This is a genomic window from Streptomyces sp. NBC_01426 (assembly GCF_036231985.1).
Classification (GTDB): domain Bacteria; phylum Actinomycetota; class Actinomycetes; order Streptomycetales; family Streptomycetaceae; genus Streptomyces.
Window position 1 is genome coordinate 4,602,401 of the sequence record NZ_CP109500.1, and the last position, 19,750, is coordinate 4,622,150.

16 protein-coding genes and 1 riboswitch are annotated in these 19,750 nt (G+C 71.7%); of the genes, 14 read left to right on the forward strand and 2 right to left on the reverse strand.

The window, feature by feature from the left end; genetic code table 11:
• Window positions 1-5: 5 nt before the first annotated feature.
• Complete coding sequence (locus OG906_RS20420) at window positions 6-1,202, reverse strand: globin domain-containing protein (RefSeq protein ID WP_329444719.1); 1,197 nt, start codon at window positions 1,200-1,202, stop codon at window positions 6-8.
• 121 nt (window positions 1,203-1,323) lie between these two features.
• Here OG906_RS20420 and OG906_RS20425 point away from each other — a divergent pair, with 121 nt between their 5' ends.
• From OG906_RS20425 to OG906_RS20490, 14 genes are all read left to right on the forward strand, one after another.
• The gene (locus OG906_RS20425; RefSeq protein WP_329444721.1) at window positions 1,324-2,601 is read left to right on the forward strand and encodes a cytochrome P450 family protein; all 1,278 of its coding nucleotides are present in this window, start codon (window positions 1,324-1,326) and stop codon (window positions 2,599-2,601) included.
• Between the two features lie 114 nt (window positions 2,602-2,715).
• Entirely contained in the window at window positions 2,716-3,726 is a 1,011-nt protein-coding gene (locus OG906_RS20430; protein ID WP_329444723.1) for a LysM peptidoglycan-binding domain-containing protein, read from the forward strand.
• 277 nt (window positions 3,727-4,003) lie between these two features.
• Window positions 4,004-4,174, forward strand: a riboswitch (cyclic di-AMP (ydaO/yuaA leader).
• 3 nt (window positions 4,175-4,177) lie between these two features.
• Window positions 4,178-4,900 carry a transglycosylase family protein gene (locus OG906_RS20435; protein ID WP_267796197.1) on the forward strand — a complete coding sequence of 241 codons (723 nt, stop codon included), beginning with the start codon at window positions 4,178-4,180 and terminating at the stop codon, window positions 4,898-4,900.
• Window positions 4,901-5,173: 273 nt separating this feature from the next.
• Window positions 5,174-6,469: a phosphopyruvate hydratase gene (eno, locus tag OG906_RS20440; protein WP_267796196.1), complete on the forward strand. Its 1,296-nt coding sequence runs from the start codon at window positions 5,174-5,176 to the stop codon at window positions 6,467-6,469.
• A 104-nt stretch (window positions 6,470-6,573) separates the two neighbouring features.
• Window positions 6,574-7,062 (forward strand): FtsB family cell division protein, encoded by a 489-nt coding sequence (locus tag OG906_RS20445; RefSeq protein WP_053681478.1) that lies wholly within the window; start codon window positions 6,574-6,576, stop codon window positions 7,060-7,062.
• Window positions 7,063-7,120: 58 nt separating this feature from the next.
• Window positions 7,121-7,660 carry a DUF501 domain-containing protein gene (locus tag OG906_RS20450; protein WP_053681476.1) on the forward strand — a complete coding sequence of 180 codons (540 nt, stop codon included), beginning with the start codon at window positions 7,121-7,123 and terminating at the stop codon, window positions 7,658-7,660.
• The gene (locus OG906_RS20455) at window positions 7,657-8,607 is read left to right on the forward strand and encodes a Ppx/GppA phosphatase family protein (protein WP_329444727.1); all 951 of its coding nucleotides are present in this window, start codon (window positions 7,657-7,659) and stop codon (window positions 8,605-8,607) included. The genes OG906_RS20450 and OG906_RS20455 overlap by 4 nt, the downstream gene beginning before the upstream one ends.
• Window positions 8,608-8,969: 362 nt before the next feature.
• Window positions 8,970-10,388 carry a methyl-accepting chemotaxis protein gene (locus tag OG906_RS20460; RefSeq protein WP_329444729.1) on the forward strand — a complete coding sequence of 473 codons (1,419 nt, stop codon included), beginning with the start codon at window positions 8,970-8,972 and terminating at the stop codon, window positions 10,386-10,388.
• A complete protein-coding gene (locus OG906_RS20465) occupies window positions 10,385-10,897 on the forward strand; it encodes a hypothetical protein (protein WP_329444731.1) in 513 nt (170 codons plus the stop codon). Before OG906_RS20460 ends, OG906_RS20465 begins: the two co-directional genes overlap by 4 nt.
• A 36-nt stretch (window positions 10,898-10,933) precedes the next feature.
• Entirely contained in the window at window positions 10,934-11,599 is a 666-nt protein-coding gene (locus tag OG906_RS20470) for a vWA domain-containing protein (RefSeq protein ID WP_329444733.1), read from the forward strand.
• Between the two features lie 8 nt (window positions 11,600-11,607).
• Entirely contained in the window at window positions 11,608-12,762 is a 1,155-nt protein-coding gene (locus tag OG906_RS20475) for a protein phosphatase 2C domain-containing protein (RefSeq protein WP_329444735.1), read from the forward strand.
• Complete coding sequence (locus tag OG906_RS20480; RefSeq protein ID WP_329444736.1) at window positions 12,759-13,706, forward strand: hypothetical protein; 948 nt, start codon at window positions 12,759-12,761, stop codon at window positions 13,704-13,706. Before OG906_RS20475 ends, OG906_RS20480 begins: the two co-directional genes overlap by 4 nt.
• 431 nt (window positions 13,707-14,137) lie before the next feature.
• The gene (locus OG906_RS20485; protein WP_329444738.1) at window positions 14,138-15,523 is read left to right on the forward strand and encodes an NAD(P)/FAD-dependent oxidoreductase; all 1,386 of its coding nucleotides are present in this window, start codon (window positions 14,138-14,140) and stop codon (window positions 15,521-15,523) included.
• Window positions 15,524-15,679: 156 nt separating this feature from the next.
• Entirely contained in the window at window positions 15,680-17,068 is a 1,389-nt protein-coding gene (locus OG906_RS20490) for a cyclopropane-fatty-acyl-phospholipid synthase family protein (RefSeq protein WP_329444740.1), read from the forward strand.
• Between the two features lie 97 nt (window positions 17,069-17,165).
• Here OG906_RS20490 and OG906_RS20495 read toward each other — a convergent pair whose 3' ends face one another.
• Complete coding sequence (locus OG906_RS20495) at window positions 17,166-19,718, reverse strand: ABC transporter permease (protein ID WP_329444741.1); 2,553 nt, start codon at window positions 19,716-19,718, stop codon at window positions 17,166-17,168.
• Between the last annotated feature and the right edge of the window lie 32 nt (window positions 19,719-19,750).

A 19,750-nucleotide genomic window follows, 5' to 3' on the forward strand; every position in this document is an offset into this window, starting at 1 on the left:
AGGGCCTACAACGGGGCGCGCCCCGAGGGGTTGTGCCAGTGCGGGTCCGGCGGGCTCAGGAACCACTCCCCGAAGCCGACCGGGCGGGCCCGCGCGGGATCGCCCGCGGGGATCGCGTCGTGGAAGATCCGGTCGGGCCGGGCGCCGAGTTCCTCCAGGAGGTACGCGGTCTCCTCGATGAACTGCGCCGGCCCGCCGAGGTAGACGTCCTGGTCCCGCCACAGGCCGCGGTGGCCGAGTGCGGTCGCCAGCCGGGCGGTGGCCTGGTTGCGGTGCTGCCCGGGGGCGGGCGTGAGGTAGGTGACGGTGAGCCGGCGGTGGGCGCCGGCGTACGCGTCGATGAACGGCCGGTCGTAGAGGTGCGCGGCGTCCCGGGCGACGACGAAGAGCCGTAGGTCCTGGTCGGGAGGGTCGTCCGCGAGGTCCTCCAGCATGGCCCGGATCGGGGCCCAACCGGTGCCGGCGGCGATGAAGGTGACCGGGCGGTCCTCGCGGCGCAGCGTGAGCCGGCCGCCGGGCGCGCCCAGTCGCAGCGTCTCCCCGGGCCGTGCCTCGCGGACCAGCACGTGCGACAGCCTGCCCTCCTCGATCCGGCTGACGTGCAGGTCGACGGTGCCGTCGGGGCGGGGCGCGTTGGCCAGGGAGTAGGTGCGCCAGGTGGTCGGGACGCGGGCGCTGCTCACGCTCACGTACTGGCCGGGGAGATAGGGGAGCGGGAGGTCGGGGCGCAGGGTCAGCACGGCGACGTCCTGCCCGTACTGGAGGTGGCGGACGATCTCGGCGTCCCACCAGGGCGGGTCGGTGCTCTCGGCGGCGCCGGCCGTCATCGCGTCGGCGATCACCTGGTAGGCCTCGGCCCAGGCCTTCTCCACGTCGGGTGTCCAGGTCTCGCCGGAGGTCTCGGCGAGGGCGGCGAGCAGGCTGGTGCCGACGGCCGCGTAGTGCTCGGGGCCGACCCGGAACTTGCGGTGGTCGCGGCCGAGGTCGCGGAGGTAGGGGACGAGGGTCTCGTTCTCCAGGTGGGTGACCACGTGGGTGAGGGCGGCGAAGAGCCGGTCCCGCTGGCGTTCCATGTCCGCCGGGGAGGAGGGGAAGAGCGGGCGGACCTCGGGGTGGTGCCAGAAGAGGTGCGTGTAGAAGTACTTGACGGCGTGCTCGGCCCGTCGCTCCACCACCGCGAAACTGCTCTTCAAGATCCTCACGTCCACAACAGCGAAAGTAGGAACGGCGGAGCGGGCGGGGTCAAGCCTCGGCGGATCTACGGACAGCCGCGACGAAGCACCCATATGGGATGGCGTGCGGAGGCCGGGATACGGTCAGCGGGTGCATGAGCCGACCCCCGCGGAACCCGCCGACGAGACCTCCTCCCCCCAGGGCCCCACCCTGTTCGACTGGGAGTTCGCCACCGACCCGTACCCGGCGTACGCCTGGCTGCGCGAGCACTCCCCCGTGCACCGCACCAAGCTCCCGAGCGGCGTGGAGGCCTGGCTGGTGACCCGGTACGCGGACGCCCGCCAGGCCCTCGCCGACCAGCGCCTCAGCAAGAACCCGGCGCACCACGCGGAGCCGGCGCACGCCAAGGGCAAGACCGGCATCCCGGGGGAGCGCAAGGCGGAGCTGATGACGCACCTGCTGAACATCGACCCGCCGGACCACACCCGGCTGCGACGGCTGGTGTCGAAGGCGTTCACCCCGCGCCGGGTGGCGGAGTTCGCCCCGCGCGTCCAGGAGCTCACCGACCACCTCATCGACGGGTTCGCCGCGAAGGGGGAGGCGGACCTCATCCACGAGTTCGCCTTCCCGCTCCCCATCTACGCCATCTGCGAGATGCTCGGCGTACCGCGCGAGGACCAGGACGACTTCCGGGACTGGGCCGGGATGATGATCCGGCACGGCGGCGGACCGCGCGGCGGGGTCGCCCGTTCCGTCAAGCGGATGCGGACCTACCTCGGGGAACTCATCCACCGCAAACGGGACGACCTGGGCAACGACCTGATCTCGGATCTGATCCGGGCCGGCGATCACGGCGACCACCTGACGGAGGCCGAGGCCACCGCGATGGCCTTCATCCTGCTCTTCGCCGGCTTCGAGACGACCGTGAACCTCATCGGGAACGGCGTCCACTCCCTCTTCATGAACCCGGAGCAGCGCGAGCGCCTCCAGGTCTCCCTCGTCGCCGGCGAGAGCGGGCTGCTGGAGACCGGTGTCGAGGAGCTGTTGCGGTACGACGGGCCCGTGGAACTGGCGACCTGGCGGTTCGCCACCGAACCGCTGACCCTCGGCGGGCGCGACATCGCGACCGGCGATCCGGTGCTGGTGGTCCTCGCGGCCGCGGACCGGGACCCCGCAAGGTTCGCGGAACCGGACACTCTGGACCTGTCCCGGAGTGACAATCAGCACCTCGGATACGGGCACGGGATCCATTACTGCCTCGGTGCGCCGCTCGCGCGCCTGGAGGGACAGACGGCGCTCAAGAGTTTGCTGATGCGTCTGCCGGATCTGGAACTCGCTGTTCCACCTGCGGACCTGCGCTGGCGGGGCGGACTCATCATGCGTGGTCTGCGCACCCTTCCGGTCCGCTTCACACCCCGAAACGACTGAGGCGCGACCGGGGCCGGCCTGACCGCGAGTCAGTTTCCGATCAAACTTGTTACTTGTGTGCCAAGGCCGCTAGGTTCTGCCGTTACCCCGCCGTTATGCGAAAGGTACAGCCTCATGCGTTCCGGGAACGGCCGCCACAGACGCCCCAAGCAAATACCCGCACTCGTCGTCACCGCCGGAGTCGCCGGTTCCGCGTTGGCCCTGCCGCTGCTCGCGGCAACCAACGCGAGCGCCGCCGACGCCGGCACGTGGGACACGGTCGCCGAGTGCGAGAGCGGCGGTTCCTGGAGCGCCAACTACGGCAGCGGCGCCTACGGGGGGCTCCAGTTCACCCAGGAGCAGTGGAACGAGGCCGGCGGACTCGACTACGCGACGCGTCCCGACCTCGCCAGCCGCTCCCAGCAGATCGCCGTCGCCGAACAGGTGCTGGCCTCGCAGGGCCCCCAGGCGTGGCCGCTGTGCGCGTCCTCGGCCGGCCTGACGCGACAGGGCCCGTCGGCCGCGGTGGACCCCGGCCGGGTCGAGACGCCCGCGCCGGTCGCGCCCACCCCCTCCCGCCCCGACTCCTCGGTGCCGAAGAGCGGTTCCACCCCGGCCACCGACTTCGGGGTGCCGACGCCCACCGGGCCCGCCCCGACCCTGCCCGGCCCGTCCGGCACGCCCTCGTTCACGCTGCCCGACGTACCGCAGGGGCCCAACACCGGACTGCCCGTCATGCCGGACCCGGACCCGACCCTTCCGACCGGCCCGAGCAACCAGCCGCCGGTCGCCCCGACCACCCCGGGCGGCACGACCGCCCCGGTGGTTCCCTCGGACCCCGCCAAGGACCCGAACCCGGCCGACCCGTCCACCACGCCCTCGGCCCCGACGGGCACCCCGACCGACTCGGCGACGGACGGCGGCGGCAAGCACCGCGGCCCGGCGGCGGACGAGGCCCTCGGGGTCGTTCCCAACACTGCGCCGGAGCCCGTCTACACGGTGAAGGCGGGCGACAGCCTGACCGCCATCGCGGACGCCAAGGGACTCAAGGGCGGCTGGACCAAGCTGTACGAGGCCAACGAGCAGGTCATCGGAGGGGACGCGGACCTCATCAAGCCCGGCCAGAACCTGGATCTAACCAAGTAATAGGGGCAGTTCGGGCAACCATTAAGATCCGAATGTCCGGTTTCGGCAAGTGAGACATGCGTCTCTTCCGCTCAACTGGCGTGTCCCGTATCGAAGCTGCTGCAAACCCTGCCCTCACCTGCGCAAACGTCCCTAACCGGAACGCAAGTAGGGCCCTTTCCCCCCGATGTTGCTCGTTGAACATCGGGGGGAGACCTGTCTACCTTCTGAATCGCTCGTCACCGCGAGCCTCTTCGACCGCATCGCCGAATCCTGCCGGCGGACGGAGAGAACAGTCGTCGCGCAAGCGCCGAAGGCAGGAGCGGGGGAACCAAGGTAGGCGCCGGAACGGGCCGTCGAGAGACGGCCGCGGACCGGCTGGGGGTTAAGACGCACGCCAGTCGTGCGGCCGGGCAACTCACTCGCCCGAACCCGACAGCTCACCTCGTAGGCGTCGGTGAGGAGAAATTCCATGCTGCTTTCCGGCAAGGGCAAGCACCGTCGCGCCTCCAAGGCCGCCCGCATCGTCACGCTCGCCGGTGTCGCCGGTGTCGCCGTCGCGGCCCCGCTGATGGCCGCGGGCTCCGCGTCCGCCGCCACCACCTCCGAGTGGGACAAGGTCGCCTCCTGCGAGTCCGGTGGCAACTGGTCCATCAACACGGGCAACGGCTACTACGGCGGCCTGCAGTTCTCGTCCGGCACCTGGGCCGCCTACGGCGGCAAGGCGTACGCCTCGCAGGCCAACCAGGCCTCCAAGTCGCAGCAGATAGCCATCGCCGAGAAGGTCCTCAAGGGCCAGGGCAAGGGCGCCTGGCCGTCCTGTGGCGTGGGCCTGTCCAACTCCTCGTACGACGGCGGCGGCTCGGCCGAGACCCCCAAGCCGAAGAAGCAGCAGGCCGCTCCCAAGAAGCAGCAGGCCGCGCCGAAGACGGAGACCAAGCGCTCCGAGGGCTCCACCACCACGCGCTCCGAGCGTTCCACGGCCGCCACCCCGGCGCCGCAGAAGGCCCCGAAGACCACCGCCGCCCCGAAGATCGGCAACGGCTCGTACGAGGTCAAGGCGGGCGACACCCTGGGCACCATCGCCGACGCGAACGGTGTCAAGGGCGGCTGGCAGAAGCTGCACGAGCTGAACAAGGACATCGTCCCGGACGCCGACCTGATCTACCCCGGGCAGAAGCTGAAGCTCAGCTGAACCCCCCGATGACCCCGCGTCAGTCCTGACGCACCCCTGCCCGGCGCGTACCCCTCCACGCGCCGGGCGGTGGCGTGTCCGGGCCCGGTGGCGTCCGATCCCGCCGACGATCAAGAGCCGTATGTCCTGGAAGAAGAGTATTCGGGCCCTTTTTCGTCCCAGGACCCGGGCGGTCGGCCGGCCGAGTGGCCGGAGCCGGTTAGGCTCTAGTCGGCAAGGCCATCCCACGGCCTGACCCGCCACCGCACACCCAGCGTCACATCCCAGAAGGAGATGCTCGTGCCGTCCATCGACGTCGTCGTAGCCCGGGAAATCCTGGACTCCCGAGGCAACCCCACGGTCGAGGTCGAGGTTGGCCTCGACGATGGCAGCACCGGTCGTGCTGCAGTTCCGTCCGGCGCCTCCACCGGTGCATTCGAGGCCATCGAGCTGCGTGACGGTGACCCCAACCGTTACTTCGGCAAGGGTGTCGAAAAGGCCGTCCTCGCCGTCATCGAGCAGATCGGCCCGGAGCTCGTCGGCTACGACGCCACCGAGCAGCGCCTGATCGACCAGGCCATGTTCGACCTGGACGCCACCGACAACAAGGGCTCCCTCGGGGCCAACGCCATCCTCGGCGTGTCCCTCGCCGTCGCGCACGCCGCGTCCGAGGCCTCGGACCTGCCGCTCTTCCGCTACCTCGGCGGTCCGAACGCGCACCTGCTGCCCGTCCCGATGATGAACATCCTCAACGGTGGGTCGCACGCCGACTCCAACGTGGACATCCAGGAGTTCATGATCGCCCCGATCGGCGCGGAGTCCTTCTCCGAGGCGCTGCGCTGGGGCGCCGAGGTCTACCACACCCTCAAGAAGGTCCTGCACACCAAGGGCCTCTCCACCGGCCTGGGCGACGAGGGCGGCTTCGCCCCGAACCTGGAGTCGAACCGCGCCGCGCTGGACCTCATCGTCGAGGCCATCAAGCAGGCCGGCTACGTCCCCGGCAAGGACATCGCGCTCGCGCTCGACGTCGCCGCGTCCGAGTTCTACAAGGACGGCAAGTACGAGTTCGAGGGCCAGTCCCGCTCGGCCGCCGAGATGACCGAGTACTACGAGGAGCTCGTCTCCGCGTACCCGATGGTCTCCATCGAGGACCCGCTGTACGAGGACGACTGGGCCGGCTGGAAGACCCTCACCGACAAGCTGGGCTCCAAGGTCCAGATCGTCGGCGACGACCTCTTCGTCACCAACCCCGAGCGCCTGGCCCGCGGCATCGAGGAGGGCTCCGCGAACGCCCTGCTCGTCAAGGTCAACCAGATCGGTTCGCTGACCGAGACCCTCGACGCCGTCGAGATGGCCCAGCGCAACGGCTTCAAGTGCATGATGTCGCACCGCTCCGGCGAGACCGAGGACGTCACCATCGCCGACCTCGCCGTCGCCGTGAACTGCGGCCAGATCAAGACCGGCGCCCCGGCCCGCTCGGACCGCGTCGCCAAGTACAACCAGCTGCTGCGCATCGAGGAGATCCTCGACGACGCCGCGGTGTACGCCGGCCGCTCCGCCTTCCCGCGGTTCCGCTCCGCGAACCAGTAGGAACGGCGGGGGCCAATCACGCCCCGGCCTCCGTACGTCCCCGCACTCGGTCCCGTACCGTGTGCGGGGACGTATTGCGTAGCGCACACAGGGGAGGCGGGACCATGGCCGGGAACCGGGATCGGTTCTCCACCTTCTCGACCGCGACCAGACTCAAGGCACTCGGCGAACGGACCGCGGCGCACGTCTACCGCTCCCAGTCACGCCGCCAGGTCCGCCGCAGCCGGCTCACCGGCCGGGCCGCGCTCCTGGTGCTCGTGCTCTGTACGCTGGTCGTCGCCCTCGCGTACCCCATGCGCCAGTACGTGTCCCAGCGCTCCGAGATCGCGCAGCAACAGCGGGACGCCACCGACGCGCGCGAACGGCTGGAGAAGCTCCGCGACGAGAAGGCCCGCTGGCAGGACCCCGCCTACGCGGAACAGCAGGCGCGCAAGCACCTGCACTTCCTGCGCCCGGGGGAGATCGGCTACATCATGAACGACCCCGGCACCGAGGCCAAGGAAGACCGCCGCACCGGGCAGGCCGGCTCCGACCGGCCCTGGTACTCGAACGTCTGGGACGGCGTCGACAAGGCAGACCGCCCCGGCGACTGACCCCGACACGCCACGCCCGCGACACACCCGCACACGAACGAAGAGACTCATCCCAGGCATGCAGACGCCCCCGCCCCAGACCGACCGCACCGAGCCGACCGCCGCGGACATCGAGGCGTTCCAGCAGCAGCTCGGCCGCCCGCCGCGCGGGCTGCGCGCCATCGCGCACCGTTGCCCCTGCGGGCAGCCGGATGTCGTCGAGACCGCGCCCCGACTCCCCGACGGCACCCCCTTCCCGACGCTGTTCTACCTGACCTGCCCGCGCGCCGCCGGTGCCATCGGCACGCTGGAGGCCAACGGCGTGATGAAGGAGATGCAGGCCCGGCTCGCCGACGACCCGGAGCTGGCCGCCGCCTACCGGGCCGCGCACGAGGACTACATCACACGCCGCGACGCCATCGAGGTGCTCCAGGGCTTCCCGAGCGCCGGCGGCATGCCGGACCGGGTCAAGTGCCTGCACGTGCTGGTGGGCCACTCGCTGGCCGCCGGCCCCGGCGTGAACCCGTTCGGCGACGAGGCCCTCGCGATGCTGCCCGAGTGGTGGGCCAAGGGCCCCTGCGTCACCCCGTGCGGGGAGAAGAAGGACGCGGACGCGTGAGCGCCACACGGGTCGCGGGCATCGACTGCGGGACGAACTCCATCCGCCTCCTCGTCGCGGACTGCGACCCGGCCACGGGCGAGTTCGTCGAGCTGGACCGGCGGATGACGATCGTCCGGTTGGGTCAGGGCGTGGACAAGACCGGCCGGCTGGCCCCGGAGGCGCTGGAGCGCACCTTCGCCGCGTGCCGCGAGTACGCCGGGGTCATCAAGGAACTGGGCGCCGAACGGATCCGGTTCGTGGCGACGTCGGCCTCCCGTGACGCCGAGAACCGGGACGACTTCGTCCGGGGCGTCCTGGACATCCTGGGCGTGGAACCCGAGGTGATCACCGGGGACCAGGAGGCCGAGTTCTCCTTCACCGGCGCCACCAAGGAGCTCACGGGCCGCACCGACATGGAGCGGCCGTTCCTGGTCGTCGACATCGGCGGCGGCTCCACCGAGTTCGTCGTGGGCGCCGATCACGTCCGGGCGGCCCGCTCCGTGGACGTCGGCTGCGTCCGGATGACGGAACGCCACCTGGTGGTGGACGGCGCCGTCACCGACCCGCCGACCGAGGAGCAGATCGCCGCCATACGGTCCGACATCGAGGCGGCCCTGGACCTGGCCGCCGAGACCGTGCCGCTGACCGAGGCCCGCACCCTGGTCGGCTTGGCCGGCTCGGTGACCACCGTCGCCGCGATCGCGCTGGGGCTGACGGAGTACGACTCGGCCGCCATTCACCACTCGCGCATCCCCTACGCGACGGTGCGCGAGATCAGCGAGCGGATGCTGACGGCCACGCACGCCGAACGCGCCGCGATCCCGGTCATGCACCCGGGCCGGGTCGACGTGATCGGCGCCGGCGCCCTGGTCCTGCTGGCGATCATGGAGCGGATCGGGGCCGAGGAGGTCGTGGTCTCCGAACACGACATCCTCGACGGCATCGCCTGGTCCGCCGCCGTCTGACGAGACCACCGCACGGCCGCGGGGGCACCCCTCACCGGGGGTGCCCCCGCAGCCGTTTGCGCCGGGCCGATCCGGCGACCGCGCGCGCCCTCCGGGGGCCCGGGCGGGCCCGGTGTCGTACGGGTGGACGAATACCTCGGGCCGGTTCCTGGTCGCGGCCACGCATTGCCCCCGAAGAAGGGGCCGTTGATTCCGTTTCCCCTCCCCCCGTTCGGCTGATGGGGGATCATATGGTGAATTGTTGAGGTGGGGGATGACCCGCCGCGCCGCGGCCTGTCACGGCCGGGCGCGCGCGGCGGCGCGGTCTTCGGCACGACGTGCCGGTGCGGGGCCCCCACCCCACGTCTTCCATGGGGGTGGACATGCCCGTTGGGGCACTGGCGACGGCCTCCGTCGTCGCCACACAGCTCAACGAACTGGCGGACGAGCCGGGGCTCGGCTCCCGTCGGGACGAGCTGAAGTCGCTGGCCGACGCCCTCCAGGGGCTGGGCGACGGAGACATCGAACCCTGGACCGAACTCGATCTCCTCCAGGCCTACGCGCGGCCGGAGAGCGTGAGCGCCGCCCTGGCCGAGGCACCGGAACACCGGGCCTGGGCCCTGCTGGAGGTCGCCATCGGCACCCTCGTGTTCCTGCCGCTGTTGTTGACCTGGTTCGGCCTCAGCCGAGCCGCGGACGCCTACCGGACACTCATCGGCGAGGACCCGAAATCCGCCGCCCGCCCCTTCCTGCAACTGTGGCAGTCCGGCTTCGAGGGCAGGCTGGCCGACTGGTCCACCTTCGGACACGTCGCCGGAGCGGCCACCGCCGTCATCCTCCTGCTGTTCCTGCTCGCCGCCGTGCACGGGGTGCGCAGAACCCGTACGGAACACCGGGCGGACCAGGCGCGACGCACTGCCGACGAACTGCTCGCCCTGCTCGTCCCGCTGCTCACCCGGGCCCAGTTGCTGCTCAACGAACAGCGGCTCTCCTCCCCCCGACGGTTCACGGCGGAGCTCACCGGAGCCGCCGCGAACCTCGGCAGGCTCGGGGAGAACGCGGTGCGCGCCCACGAGCGGCTCGGCGCGGTCGCGACCTCGCTCGCCGCGTCGGTCGAGGCCGCCGACACCCGGCTCGACGCCCTCGACTCCGCCGTGCTCCCGCTGGAACGGGCCGTCGCCCGGGTCGAGGCGGCCGTACAGACGAACACCGGCGAGGTCGGCCGGGCCGTCGCCGCGCTCACCGACCCGCTGGAACAGCACACCTCCCGCCTGGAGACCGTGGTCAGCGGCAACGGGATCATGGTGCGCAAGGCGCTGGAGGACGTGCGCGAGGTCAACGGCGAGGTCCGCGACGCCCTCGGCGCCGCCGGCGAACGGGTCGAGGACTCGGTGACCGTCCTGGCCGCCGCGCAGCGCTCGTTCACCACCGGAACCGAACTCGCCGCCGACGTCACGGCCCGGGTCCTGCACCGCCTCGGCGACGTCACGCAGGACACCGCGGAGGCCGTGGCCCTCTCACAGCGGGCGGTGCTGGGGCTGGAGGAGCAGACCGGCGCGCTGCGGCGGGCCGCCGAGCGGTTCGCCGAACTCGCCCGGGTGATGGCCGGGGCGGCGGACGTCTCCGCCGCGGCCGCCGAGGCCCGGACGCTCGTCGACACGCGGTTCGTCCACGACGCCCGGCCCGCTCCCGCCCCCGCCCCCGCTCCCGTCCGGGCGCGGGCCGTCGGGGTGGACCTGGCCAAGGAGCACGACGCTCACGCGCACCCGCAGGACGATCCGATCAGGACGGCCCGACGATGAGGAGGCCGCCGCGGCCGCGGTTCACCCCGCTGACCCTCGCCGGCTGGCTGTTCGCCGACATGCTCCTGGTCCTGGCCATGGTCGCGATGGGCGACCGGGGCGACCCGGTGAAGGCGGCCGAGGCCTCCCGATCCGGGACCGGGACCGGCGCCTCACCCCGTCCCGGGGTGACACCCGGCGCGAGGCCGAGCCCCACCCCCTCGGGGCCCAGGTCAGTGGAGCGGCAGGCCGTGTCGTTCTCCTTCGACGCCGAACCCTCCGACACCGACCGCATCGTGGGGCAACTGCGCGCCGGGACGAAAGCGCACGAGGGCCGCACCGCCGCCTTCGTCCTGACCTTCGGCCGCAGCCCCCGGGTCGGCGACGGCGTGGACTACGCCCGCCGGGTCAACGCCCTGCTCGCGAAGGCCCGCCCCGCGATGTTCACGGGCGCCACCACCCGGGACTTCTTCGTCCAGGGATCCTCCGGCGGACACGCCGACCTGGAGATCTACTTCTACACCTACTGACAGCCCGAGCCGCAGACCCTTCGGAGGCGCGAGACCGTGCAGATCCTTCCCTTCTACCTGGTGTGCGACGAGTCCGGCTCGATGGCCGGCCCGTCGATCGACAGCATCAACACCGCCCTGCCGGAACTCCACAAGGAGATCAGCACCAACCCGACGGTCGCGGACAAGACCAGGTTCTGCCTGATCGGGTTCTCGGACGACGCCACCGTCCTCCAGCCGCTGGCCGACCTCAGCGACCTGGACACGCTGCCCGCCCTGTCCGCGGGCGGACTCACCGCGTACGGGGAGGCGTTCCGCACGCTGCTGCGGTGCATCGAGAACGACGTCGCCCGACTCAAGGCGCAGGGCCACGAGGTCTACCGGCCCGTCGCCTTCTTCCTCTCGGACGGCGGACCCACCGACGAGGGCTGGATGCAGGCGCACCAGGACCTCAACGAGGCGCGCTACCGGCCCAACATCATCGCCTTTGGCATCGGCGAGGCCGACCGCGCGACGATCGGCCACGTCGCCAACTTCCGGGCCTTCATCCAGGACGACAAGAACGTCTCCCCGGCCGCCGCGCTGCGCGAGTTCGCGGCCAGCCTCACCCGGTCGATCGTACGGTCGGCCGGCAGCATCACCGCCGGCGACAACGGGGTGTTCAGCCTGGCCGTCGACGACACGGTGCCCGGCTTCTCCACCGTCTCCCTCGACAAGCTCTGAGGCCGGGCATGCCAGAGGAGACACCCGAACCCGCGCACGGTCCGACGGGCGCGACGTACACCCGGTGGCCGGCCCCGGCCGCCTCCGCGGAGCCCGAACCGCTGGAGCTGCCCCGCGAGGTCTCCGCCGAGTCCGAGCCGGCCGCCGAGCGGCTCCCCGCCCCGGAGCCCGCACCCGCATCACCGGAGCCGGCGCCCGCGGTGGTCCCCGCGGTGGTCCCCGCGCTCGCCGCGGCGGACCCCGGGCGGGTGCCCGCCGGGCTCGGCGACCCGCCGTTCGGCGGGCCCAAGCCGCCGCTCTACGCGCCCGGGCCCGGGGCGCCGGTCGGGGCCCGGGCGGACGTGGACGGCGCGGTTCTCCCGGACACCGTCGTCGACGGGGCGACCCACGGCCCGTTGACCGTACGGGCCGCGTCCGTGCGGGGCGACTCCCACCGCTACCACGCGGAGCCCCGGCAGGACGCGGTGGTGGTGGCCCGGTTGGGGGCGTCGGGCGAGGACACCGGGGTGCTCCTGCTGGGCGTCGCGGACGGGGTCGGCTCCGTACCGCGCTCGCACCTCGGGTCCCACCTCGTGTGCCGCGAGATCGTCCGCTTCCTCGACGAGTACGCCGGGGAGCTGGCGCGGTCCCTGCGCACGAGGAACGAGAAGACCCTGACCGCCGTCGTGAACTCCGCCGTGGGCAGCGTCGCCGAGTCCCTGGTGCGGGCGGCCTCGACCACCGGGCACCGGCCCGGCGACTACGCGACCACCCTGCGCGTGCTGCTCGTCCCCCTCGACCCCGCGGTGCGCCACCGGGCCCTGTTCACCGTCGGCGACGGCGGCGCGGCGCTGCTGCGGGACGGGACCTGGTACCTCGACGTGGTGGGCGCCGCGGACGGCGAGGAGGCGGGGATCATCGACACGCGCACCGCGGCCCTGCCCACCACCCGCGTCGCCGAGGCACACCTCTTCGGCCCCGCCCGGCCGGGCGACGTCTTCGTCCTGTGCACGGACGGCCTGTCGACGCCGCTGGGGGGAGAGGAGGAGATGCGCGGGTTCCTCCGCGAAGCCTGGGGCGGGCCCCCGCCCGGGCTGCCCGACTTCCTGTGGCAGCTCCAGTACCGGGTCAAGTCCTACGACGACGACCGCACCGCGGTCTGCCTGTGGGAGGGGGGCCCGTGAGCGTCTCCGACGGCGCCGACGTGGCCCTGTCCTCGCTGGACCCGCTCGACAAGGTCGGTGACGGCGGCCAGGGCGAGGTGCGCACGCTGGCCGGGCGGCCCGGCCTGCTCTACAAGAGCTACCGGGAACCGCACCGCGTCGCGGGGGACTCGCTGGCCGGGCTGGTCTCCGTACGGCTCGGGCTGCGGGCCGAGGAGCGCGACCGGCTGGACGCGTCGACGGCCTGGCCGCTGTGCCGCGTCGTGGACGCCGGCCGGGTCACCGGGTTCCTGATGAACGAGGCTCCCGCCTCCATGCGGTGGGCGACCGCGGACGGCTCGACGAAGCTGACCGAGCTGGCCTTCCTGCTCCGCCCGGGCAAGGCCGCCTGGCAGGGGGTCGTCCAGCCCTCGCCGGCCGAGCGGTTGGCCCTCGTGGTCGCGCTCGTCGAGCTCGTCGACCGGCTGCACGCGACGGGCCTCGTCTTCGGCGACCTGTCCGAGGCCAACGTGCTGTGGACGGTCCGCCCCGAACCCGCCGTCCACCTCATCGACTGCGACGGCGCCCGCCTGGTGGGCGCCGACCCGGTGCTCGCCCAGGCGGAGACCCCGGACTGGCGCGATCCGCTGGCACCGGCCGGCGCGGCCACCGTGGACAGCGACCGCTACAAGGTCGCGCTGGCCGTCGGCCGGATCCTGGCGCAGGACGCGTACGCGGCTCCGGGCCGCCCGCTCACCGCGCTGCCCGGGGTCCTGGACGGGCGCCGGGAGGAGGCCGTGCGCGGGCTCTACGAGAAGGCGGCGGGCGGCCACGGGACGCGGCCGGACCTGGGCCAGTGGCGCATCGCGCTGGCCGGACGGCGGCAGATCGCTTTGGAGGCGGCTCGTCCCCGCGAGCGGCCGGTCCTCGACCCCCGCAAGTTCGACGGGCCGAGGAGACGGGGGAGCATCAGGCTTCGCGACTGAAGCTCCCCGCGACCCGCCCAACGGGCTGCTCCCTCCGGCCGAGACCCTTCGAAAGGCAGCTTCGGGGGCCGAAAGTCCCTTCCTCCCCACCAGGTTCGTGAAGTTCTTCACAAGGAAAAAAGGCACGTGGGGTCAACGTGGGGGCCGTTCGACCCCCTCAGGGGGTCCACAGGCCCGTTTCGGGCGGGCGTTCGTGCGAATCGCGGACAGCGGCGAGGGGCGTCGGTAGGTATCCACGAACCCGGTGGTCTACTCCGCTCGAAGGCCTTCAGGCCAGTTCAGGACTGGTGTACAACGTCTCCCGTTACACCGTGGTTCCCGATCCCCGCCATGACCTGGGTCACGTGGGCGGCGCAGTGTAGCAGAGGGTGGGAAGCTCCTTGTGAAGGGGCTCACGAGCGTCACCCCTGGGGGTGCTGGATACTCGTTCCATGAGCACCACGGAGCGTCCCAGGATCCTCGTTGTAGGAGGTGGGTACGTAGGCCTGTACGCAGCCAAGCGCATCATGAAGAAGATGCGCTACGGCGAGGCGACCGTCACGGTCGTCGACCCGCGCTCGTACATGACCTACCAGCCCTTCCTCCCTGAAGTGGCCGCAGGCAGCATCTCGCCTCGGCACGTCGTCGTCCCGCTGCGACGCGTGCTGCCCAAGGCGGAGGTCCTCACCGGCCGGGTCACGACCATCGACCAGGACCGCAAGGTCGCCGTCGTCACGCCGCTGGTCGGCGAGGCGTACGAGCTGCCCTTCGACTACCTGGTGATCGCGCTCGGCGCCGTCTCCCGCACCTTCCCGATCCCCGGCCTGGCCGAACAGGGCATCGGCATGAAGGGCGTCGAAGAGGGCATCGGTCTGCGCAACCACGTGCTGGAGCAGCTCGACAAGGCCGAGTCCACGACGGACGAGAACGTCCGCCGCAAGGCCCTCACCTTCGTCTTCGTCGGCGGCGGCTTCGCCGGCGCGGAGACCATCGGCGAGGTCGAGGACATGGCCCGCGACGCCGTGAAGTACTACACCACCATCAAGCGCGAGGACATGCGCTTCGTGCTGGTGGACGCGGCCGACAAGATCCTTCCCGAGGTCGGGCCGAAGCTCGGCACCTGGGGCAAGGAGCACCTCGAGTCCCGCGGCATCGAGATCTACCTGAACACCTCCATGGACTCCTGCGTGGACGGCCACGTGGTGCTGAAGAACGGCCTCGAGGTCGACTCCAACACCATCGTGTGGACCGCCGGCGTGAAGCCCAACCCGGCGCTCGCCCGCTTCGGTCTGCCGCTGGGCCCGCGCGGTCACGTGGACGCCGAGCCGACCCTCCAGGTCAAGGGCACGGACTACATCTGGACCGCCGGCGACAACGCCCAGGTTCCCGACATGGCCGCCCGCAAGGCCGGCGTCGAGAACGCCTGGTGCCCGCCGAACGCCCAGCACGCGCTGCGCCAGGCCAAGGTCCTCGGCGACAACGTCATCTCGGGCATGCGGGGCTTCCCGCAGAGCGAGTACTCGCACTCCAACAAGGGTGCGGTGGCGGGCCTCGGCCTCCACAAGGGCGTCGCGATGATCGTCATGGGCAAGATGAAGATCAAGCTCAAGGGCCGGCTCGCCTGGTACATGCACCGTGGCTACCACGGCATGGCCATGCCGACCTGGAACCGCAAGATCCGCGTCTTCGCCGACTGGACCCTCGCGATGTTCCTCAAGCGCGAGGTCGTCTCCCTCGGAGCCCTGGAGACCCCGCGCGAGGAGTTCTACGAGGCCGCCAAGCCGGCGCCGGCCCCGGCGGCCACCACCGCCCCGGCCGCCAAGGCCAAGGCCTCCTGACCCGGCGCGCTCCGGCAGGATCCTGAGCACGACCAGCACGTCCCCGAAGGGGCTGCCCGCCATCCGTGGTGCGGGCGGCCCCTTCGGCGTTCCCCCGGATTGTCCGGTGCCGGAAATGGGTAGGTCGTTCGGTCGAAACTTCTGGAGGTGCCCACCATGACCGACGCCGCGCCGCGGCTGGCCGCTCTTGCCGAGACCCTGCTGGGCACACCCCTGCCCGTCCGCGTACGAGCCTGGGACGGGAGCGAGGCCGGTCCGCCGTCCGGACCCATTCTGGTCCTGGCCAACCGGCGCGCCCTGCGCCGTGTGCTGTGGAAGCCCGGGGAGCTCGGACTGGCCCGCGCGTGGGTCGCCGGAGACCTCACCGTCGACGGGGACCTCTTCGAACTGCTGGACCGGGTCGCCGGGCTGCTCTGGGAGGCGGACCCCGCGCCCGCCCGCCCCGCGGTGGAGCCCCTCGTCGGCCTCGGCAAGCTCGCCGCCCTGCGCCCCCACCTGCCCGCCCGGGCCGCCGCCGCCTCCGGCTCGGCCGCCCTGCTGCGCGACCCGGAGGCCCGCGCCGCCCTCCGCGAGCTCGTCGCCCTGGCCCGACCCTGGCCCGCGCCCGCCCCGCCGCCCGAGGAGGCCGTCCGACGCTCCGGGGCCCGCCACACCAAGGGCCGCGACCGCGAGGCCATCAGCCACCACTACGACGTCGGCAACGAGTTCTACGAGCGGGTGCTCGGCCCGTCGATGGTGTACTCCTGCGCGTACTGGAGACCCGGCGGCACGCTGGAGGAGGCCCAGCGGGACAAGCTCGACCTGGTCTGCCGCAAACTCGCCCTGAAGCCCGGACAACGCCTGCTCGACGTCGGCTGCGGATGGGGCTCCATGGCCCTGCACGCGGCCCGTGAGTACGACGTCCAGGTCACCGGCATCACCCTCTCGCGCGAGCAGGCCGCGTACGCCCGCAAGCGGGTCGCGGAGGAGGGCCTGGCCGACCGGATCGAGATCCGGATCCAGGACTACCGGGACGTCAAGGACGGCCCCTACGACGCCATTTCCTCGATCGGGATGGCCGAGCACGTCGGCGCCGAACGCTACCGCGAGTACGCCCGCACCCTCCACGCGCTGCTGCGCCCCGGCGGACGGCTGCTGAACCACCAGATCGCCCGCCCTCCGGAGCCCGACGAAGAGGCCTACCGGATCGACGAGTTCATCGACGCCTACGTGTTCCCCGACGGGGAGCTGTCCCCGGTCGGCGGCACCGTGGGCGAACTGGAACGCGCCGGCTTCGAGGTGCGCGACGTCGAGGCGCTGCGCGAGCACTACGCACTCACCCTGCGGGCCTGGGTCGCCCGCCTGGAGCGGCACTGGGACGAGGCCGTGCGCCTGACCTCGCCCGGCCGGGCCAGGGTGTGGCGGCTGTACATGGCGGCCTCCGCGCTCGGCTTCGAACACAACCGGCTCGGGGTCAACCAGGTGCTCGCCGTCCGGCCCGGACCGAGGGCCGAATCGGGGCTGCCGCTGCGCGCCCGGGAGTGGGGCGCGCCGCAGGCCCCGTGAAGCGGCGGACGACGACGAAGGGCCCCGCGACGGTGAACGTCGCGGGGCCCTTCGCCCTGTGGCCCGCCAAGGCCTGCGGCCCGGGTCCTCGGCCGGGCTACTCGGTCTTGATGGCGGTCAGCATGTTCAACCGGGCGGCGCTACGGGCCGGCCACATGGCCGCCAGCACGCCCACCACGCCGGCGAGCAGCAGGAAGATGCCGATCCGGTCCCACGGCAGGACCAGCGCGTAGTCGGGCACCGTCTCGGTGAGGGTGGAGCCGACCGCCCAGGCGAGGAAGATGCCGATGGCGACACCGAGGACCGCGCCGAAGAGCGAGATGACCACGGCCTCCAGACGGATCATGTTCTTGACGCGGCTGCGGTCCAGGCCGATCGCCCGCAGCATGCCGATCTCCTGCGTCCGCTCGAAGACGGACATGGCCAGGGTGTTGACCACGCCGAGCACCGAGACGATCAGCGCCATGCCGAGCAGGCCGTACATGACGTTCAGAGCGGTGTTGATCATGCCGCCCATCTCGTTGCGCATGTCCTGCTGGGTGGCGATGGAGATGGCCGGGTTGTTGCCGAGGGCGTCGAGGACGGCCTTCTCGCCGGCCTTCGACTCGCCGCCGACGGCGTTGACGTACACCTCGGGGATGTACGGGTTCTCGGTGTGCGGGCTGAGGATCTTCTCGTCGAGGACGTACGGGGAGAGCAGGCCCTCCAGGTCCTTGTAGACCGCGCCGACCTTCAGCGAACCCTTCTTGCCGTCGTCGTACATCACCTGGAGGGTGGAGCCGACCGTCAGGCCCTGCTCCTTCGCCGTCTTCTCGGCCACCGCCACCTCGCCCTTGGCGAGGCTGTCCAGCGAGCCGGTGACCACGTCGATGTTGAGCAGGTCGCCGATGGCCTTCGGGTTGACGCCCGAGGCCGCCTTGAAGTCCTCACCGATCTTCAGGCTGTCGGCCCGCTGCGGGGAGACCGCCTTGATGCCGGGCGCCTTGGCCAAGGCCTCGGCGACGGACGCGTCCAGGCTGCCGCCACCCATGGCCATGGAGACCTTGTAGTCGGCCTTCAGCTTGTCGGTGCTCATCCGGTCCACGGCCTTGCCCATGGTGATGCCGAGCACGGACAGGGTGGTGACCAGGGTCAGGCCGATGGCGAGGGACGCGGCGGTGACGGCGGTGCGGCGCGGGTTGCGCACGGCGTTCTGCGCGGCCAGCTTGCCTGGTACGCCGAAGACCTTCTCCAACAGCGGTCGCACGGCGGCGATCAGCGGCCGGGACAGCAGCGGGAGCAGCACGATCAGGCCGATGAGGATGAAGAAGGCACCGCCGCCGATCAGGTAGCGGCCGTTCTCGCCGCTCACGGACACGCCGCCCAGGGCCATCGCGAAGCCGACAAGGCTCAGGACGCTGCCGCTGATGTTGCGCAGGAGCAGGGACTTGGCGTCGGCCGGCAGGTGGGCACTGCCCATCGCGGCGACCGGGGGGATCCGGCCGGTGCGCCACGCGGGGAACACGGCCGCCACCGTGGTGACGAACACGCCGATGACGAGGGCCGCGATGATCGTCGCCGGGGCGATGACCAGGTCACCGGCCGGGATCTTGGCGCCGATGGAGTCCATCAGGGACCGCATGCCGATCGCCAGGCCGATACCGGTGACCAGGCCGATCGCGGAGGAGATCAGACCCACGACCAGGGCCTCGCTCAGGACCGAGCGCACGACCTGACCACGCTTGGCGCCGACGGCGCGCAGCAGGGCGAGTTCCTTGGTGCGCTGGGCGACCAGCATGGTGAAGGTGTTGTAGATCAGGAAGATGCCGACGAAGAGCGAGATCCCGGCGAACACGAGCAGCATCGTGCTCATGCCGCTCATCTGGGCCTTGATGTCCTTGGCCTGCTCCTTGGCGAGCTCGGCGCCGGTCTGGGCCCGGGTGTTCTTCTCGTCGAGCAGCGGCTTGATGTCGGCCAGCAGTTGGTCGGAGGAGGCGCCCGCCGCGGCGCTGACGGACAGCTCGTCGAAGAAGCCCGGCTTCAGGTACAGCTGTTGGGCGGTGGCCGTCTCGAAGAGGACGAGGCTGCCGCCGGCGTTGACCTGGCCGTCCTCGGTGGTGAAGACGCCGCCGAGGACGTACTCCTTCACCGGGCCGTTGGTGGCGACGCGGACCTTGTCCCCCACCTTGTAGTTGCCCTTGGTCGCCGTCTCCTTGTCGAGGGCGATCTGGTTCGCGGCGGTCGGACCGGTGCCTTCGACGAACGCGTAGGACGGGTCCTGCCCGCCCTTCGCCGGGGCGAAGTTGGAGCCCCGGTTGGCCCAGCCGTCGCCGATGAGCTTGCCGTTCTCGTCGCCGACGCCGGCGAAGCCGGAGACCCGGGCGGAGACGGTGTCGACGCCCTTGACGGCCTTGACCTTGTCGACGGTCTGCCGGCTGATGCCGGGGTCGCCCTCGCGGGCGCCGTCCTCGTTGCGGCCCGCGCCCCACGAGGTCACGGAGACGGCGACTTTGTCGAAGCTCTTGGCGGACTGGCCCGAGAGGGCCTTGCCGAGGGTGTCGGTGAACACGAGCGTGCCGGAGACGAAGGCGACGCCGAGGGTGACGGCGAGCACCGTCATCAGCAGTCTGGCCTTGTGCGCGAGCACGTTGCGCAGGGCGGTACGGAACATGGTGGAGGATCCAGGTGTCGGGGGCCGGCGGA

Excerpts from the sequence above, each read along its gene's own strand:
- OG906_RS20430 (WP_329444723.1), top strand. The coding sequence starts at position 2,716 with ATGCGTTCCGGGAACGGCCGCCACAGACGCCCCAAGCAAATACCCGCA.
- OG906_RS20435 (WP_267796197.1), top strand. The coding sequence starts at position 4,178 with ATGCTGCTTTCCGGCAAGGGCAAGCACCGTCGCGCCTCCAAGGCCGCC.
- eno (WP_267796196.1), top strand. The coding sequence starts at position 5,174 with ATGCTCGTGCCGTCCATCGACGTCGTCGTAGCCCGGGAAATCCTGGAC.
- OG906_RS20445 (WP_053681478.1), top strand. The coding sequence starts at position 6,574 with ATGGCCGGGAACCGGGATCGGTTCTCCACCTTCTCGACCGCGACCAGA.
- OG906_RS20450 (WP_053681476.1), top strand. The coding sequence starts at position 7,121 with ATGCAGACGCCCCCGCCCCAGACCGACCGCACCGAGCCGACCGCCGCG.
- OG906_RS20460 (WP_329444729.1), top strand. The coding sequence starts at position 8,970 with ATGCCCGTTGGGGCACTGGCGACGGCCTCCGTCGTCGCCACACAGCTC.
- OG906_RS20465 (WP_329444731.1), top strand. The coding sequence starts at position 10,385 with ATGAGGAGGCCGCCGCGGCCGCGGTTCACCCCGCTGACCCTCGCCGGC.
- OG906_RS20475 (WP_329444735.1), top strand. The coding sequence starts at position 11,608 with ATGCCAGAGGAGACACCCGAACCCGCGCACGGTCCGACGGGCGCGACG.
- OG906_RS20485 (WP_329444738.1), top strand. The coding sequence starts at position 14,138 with ATGAGCACCACGGAGCGTCCCAGGATCCTCGTTGTAGGAGGTGGGTAC.
- OG906_RS20490 (WP_329444740.1), top strand. The coding sequence starts at position 15,680 with ATGACCGACGCCGCGCCGCGGCTGGCCGCTCTTGCCGAGACCCTGCTG.
- OG906_RS20495 (WP_329444741.1), bottom strand. The coding sequence starts at position 19,718 with ATGTTCCGTACCGCCCTGCGCAACGTGCTCGCGCACAAGGCCAGACTG.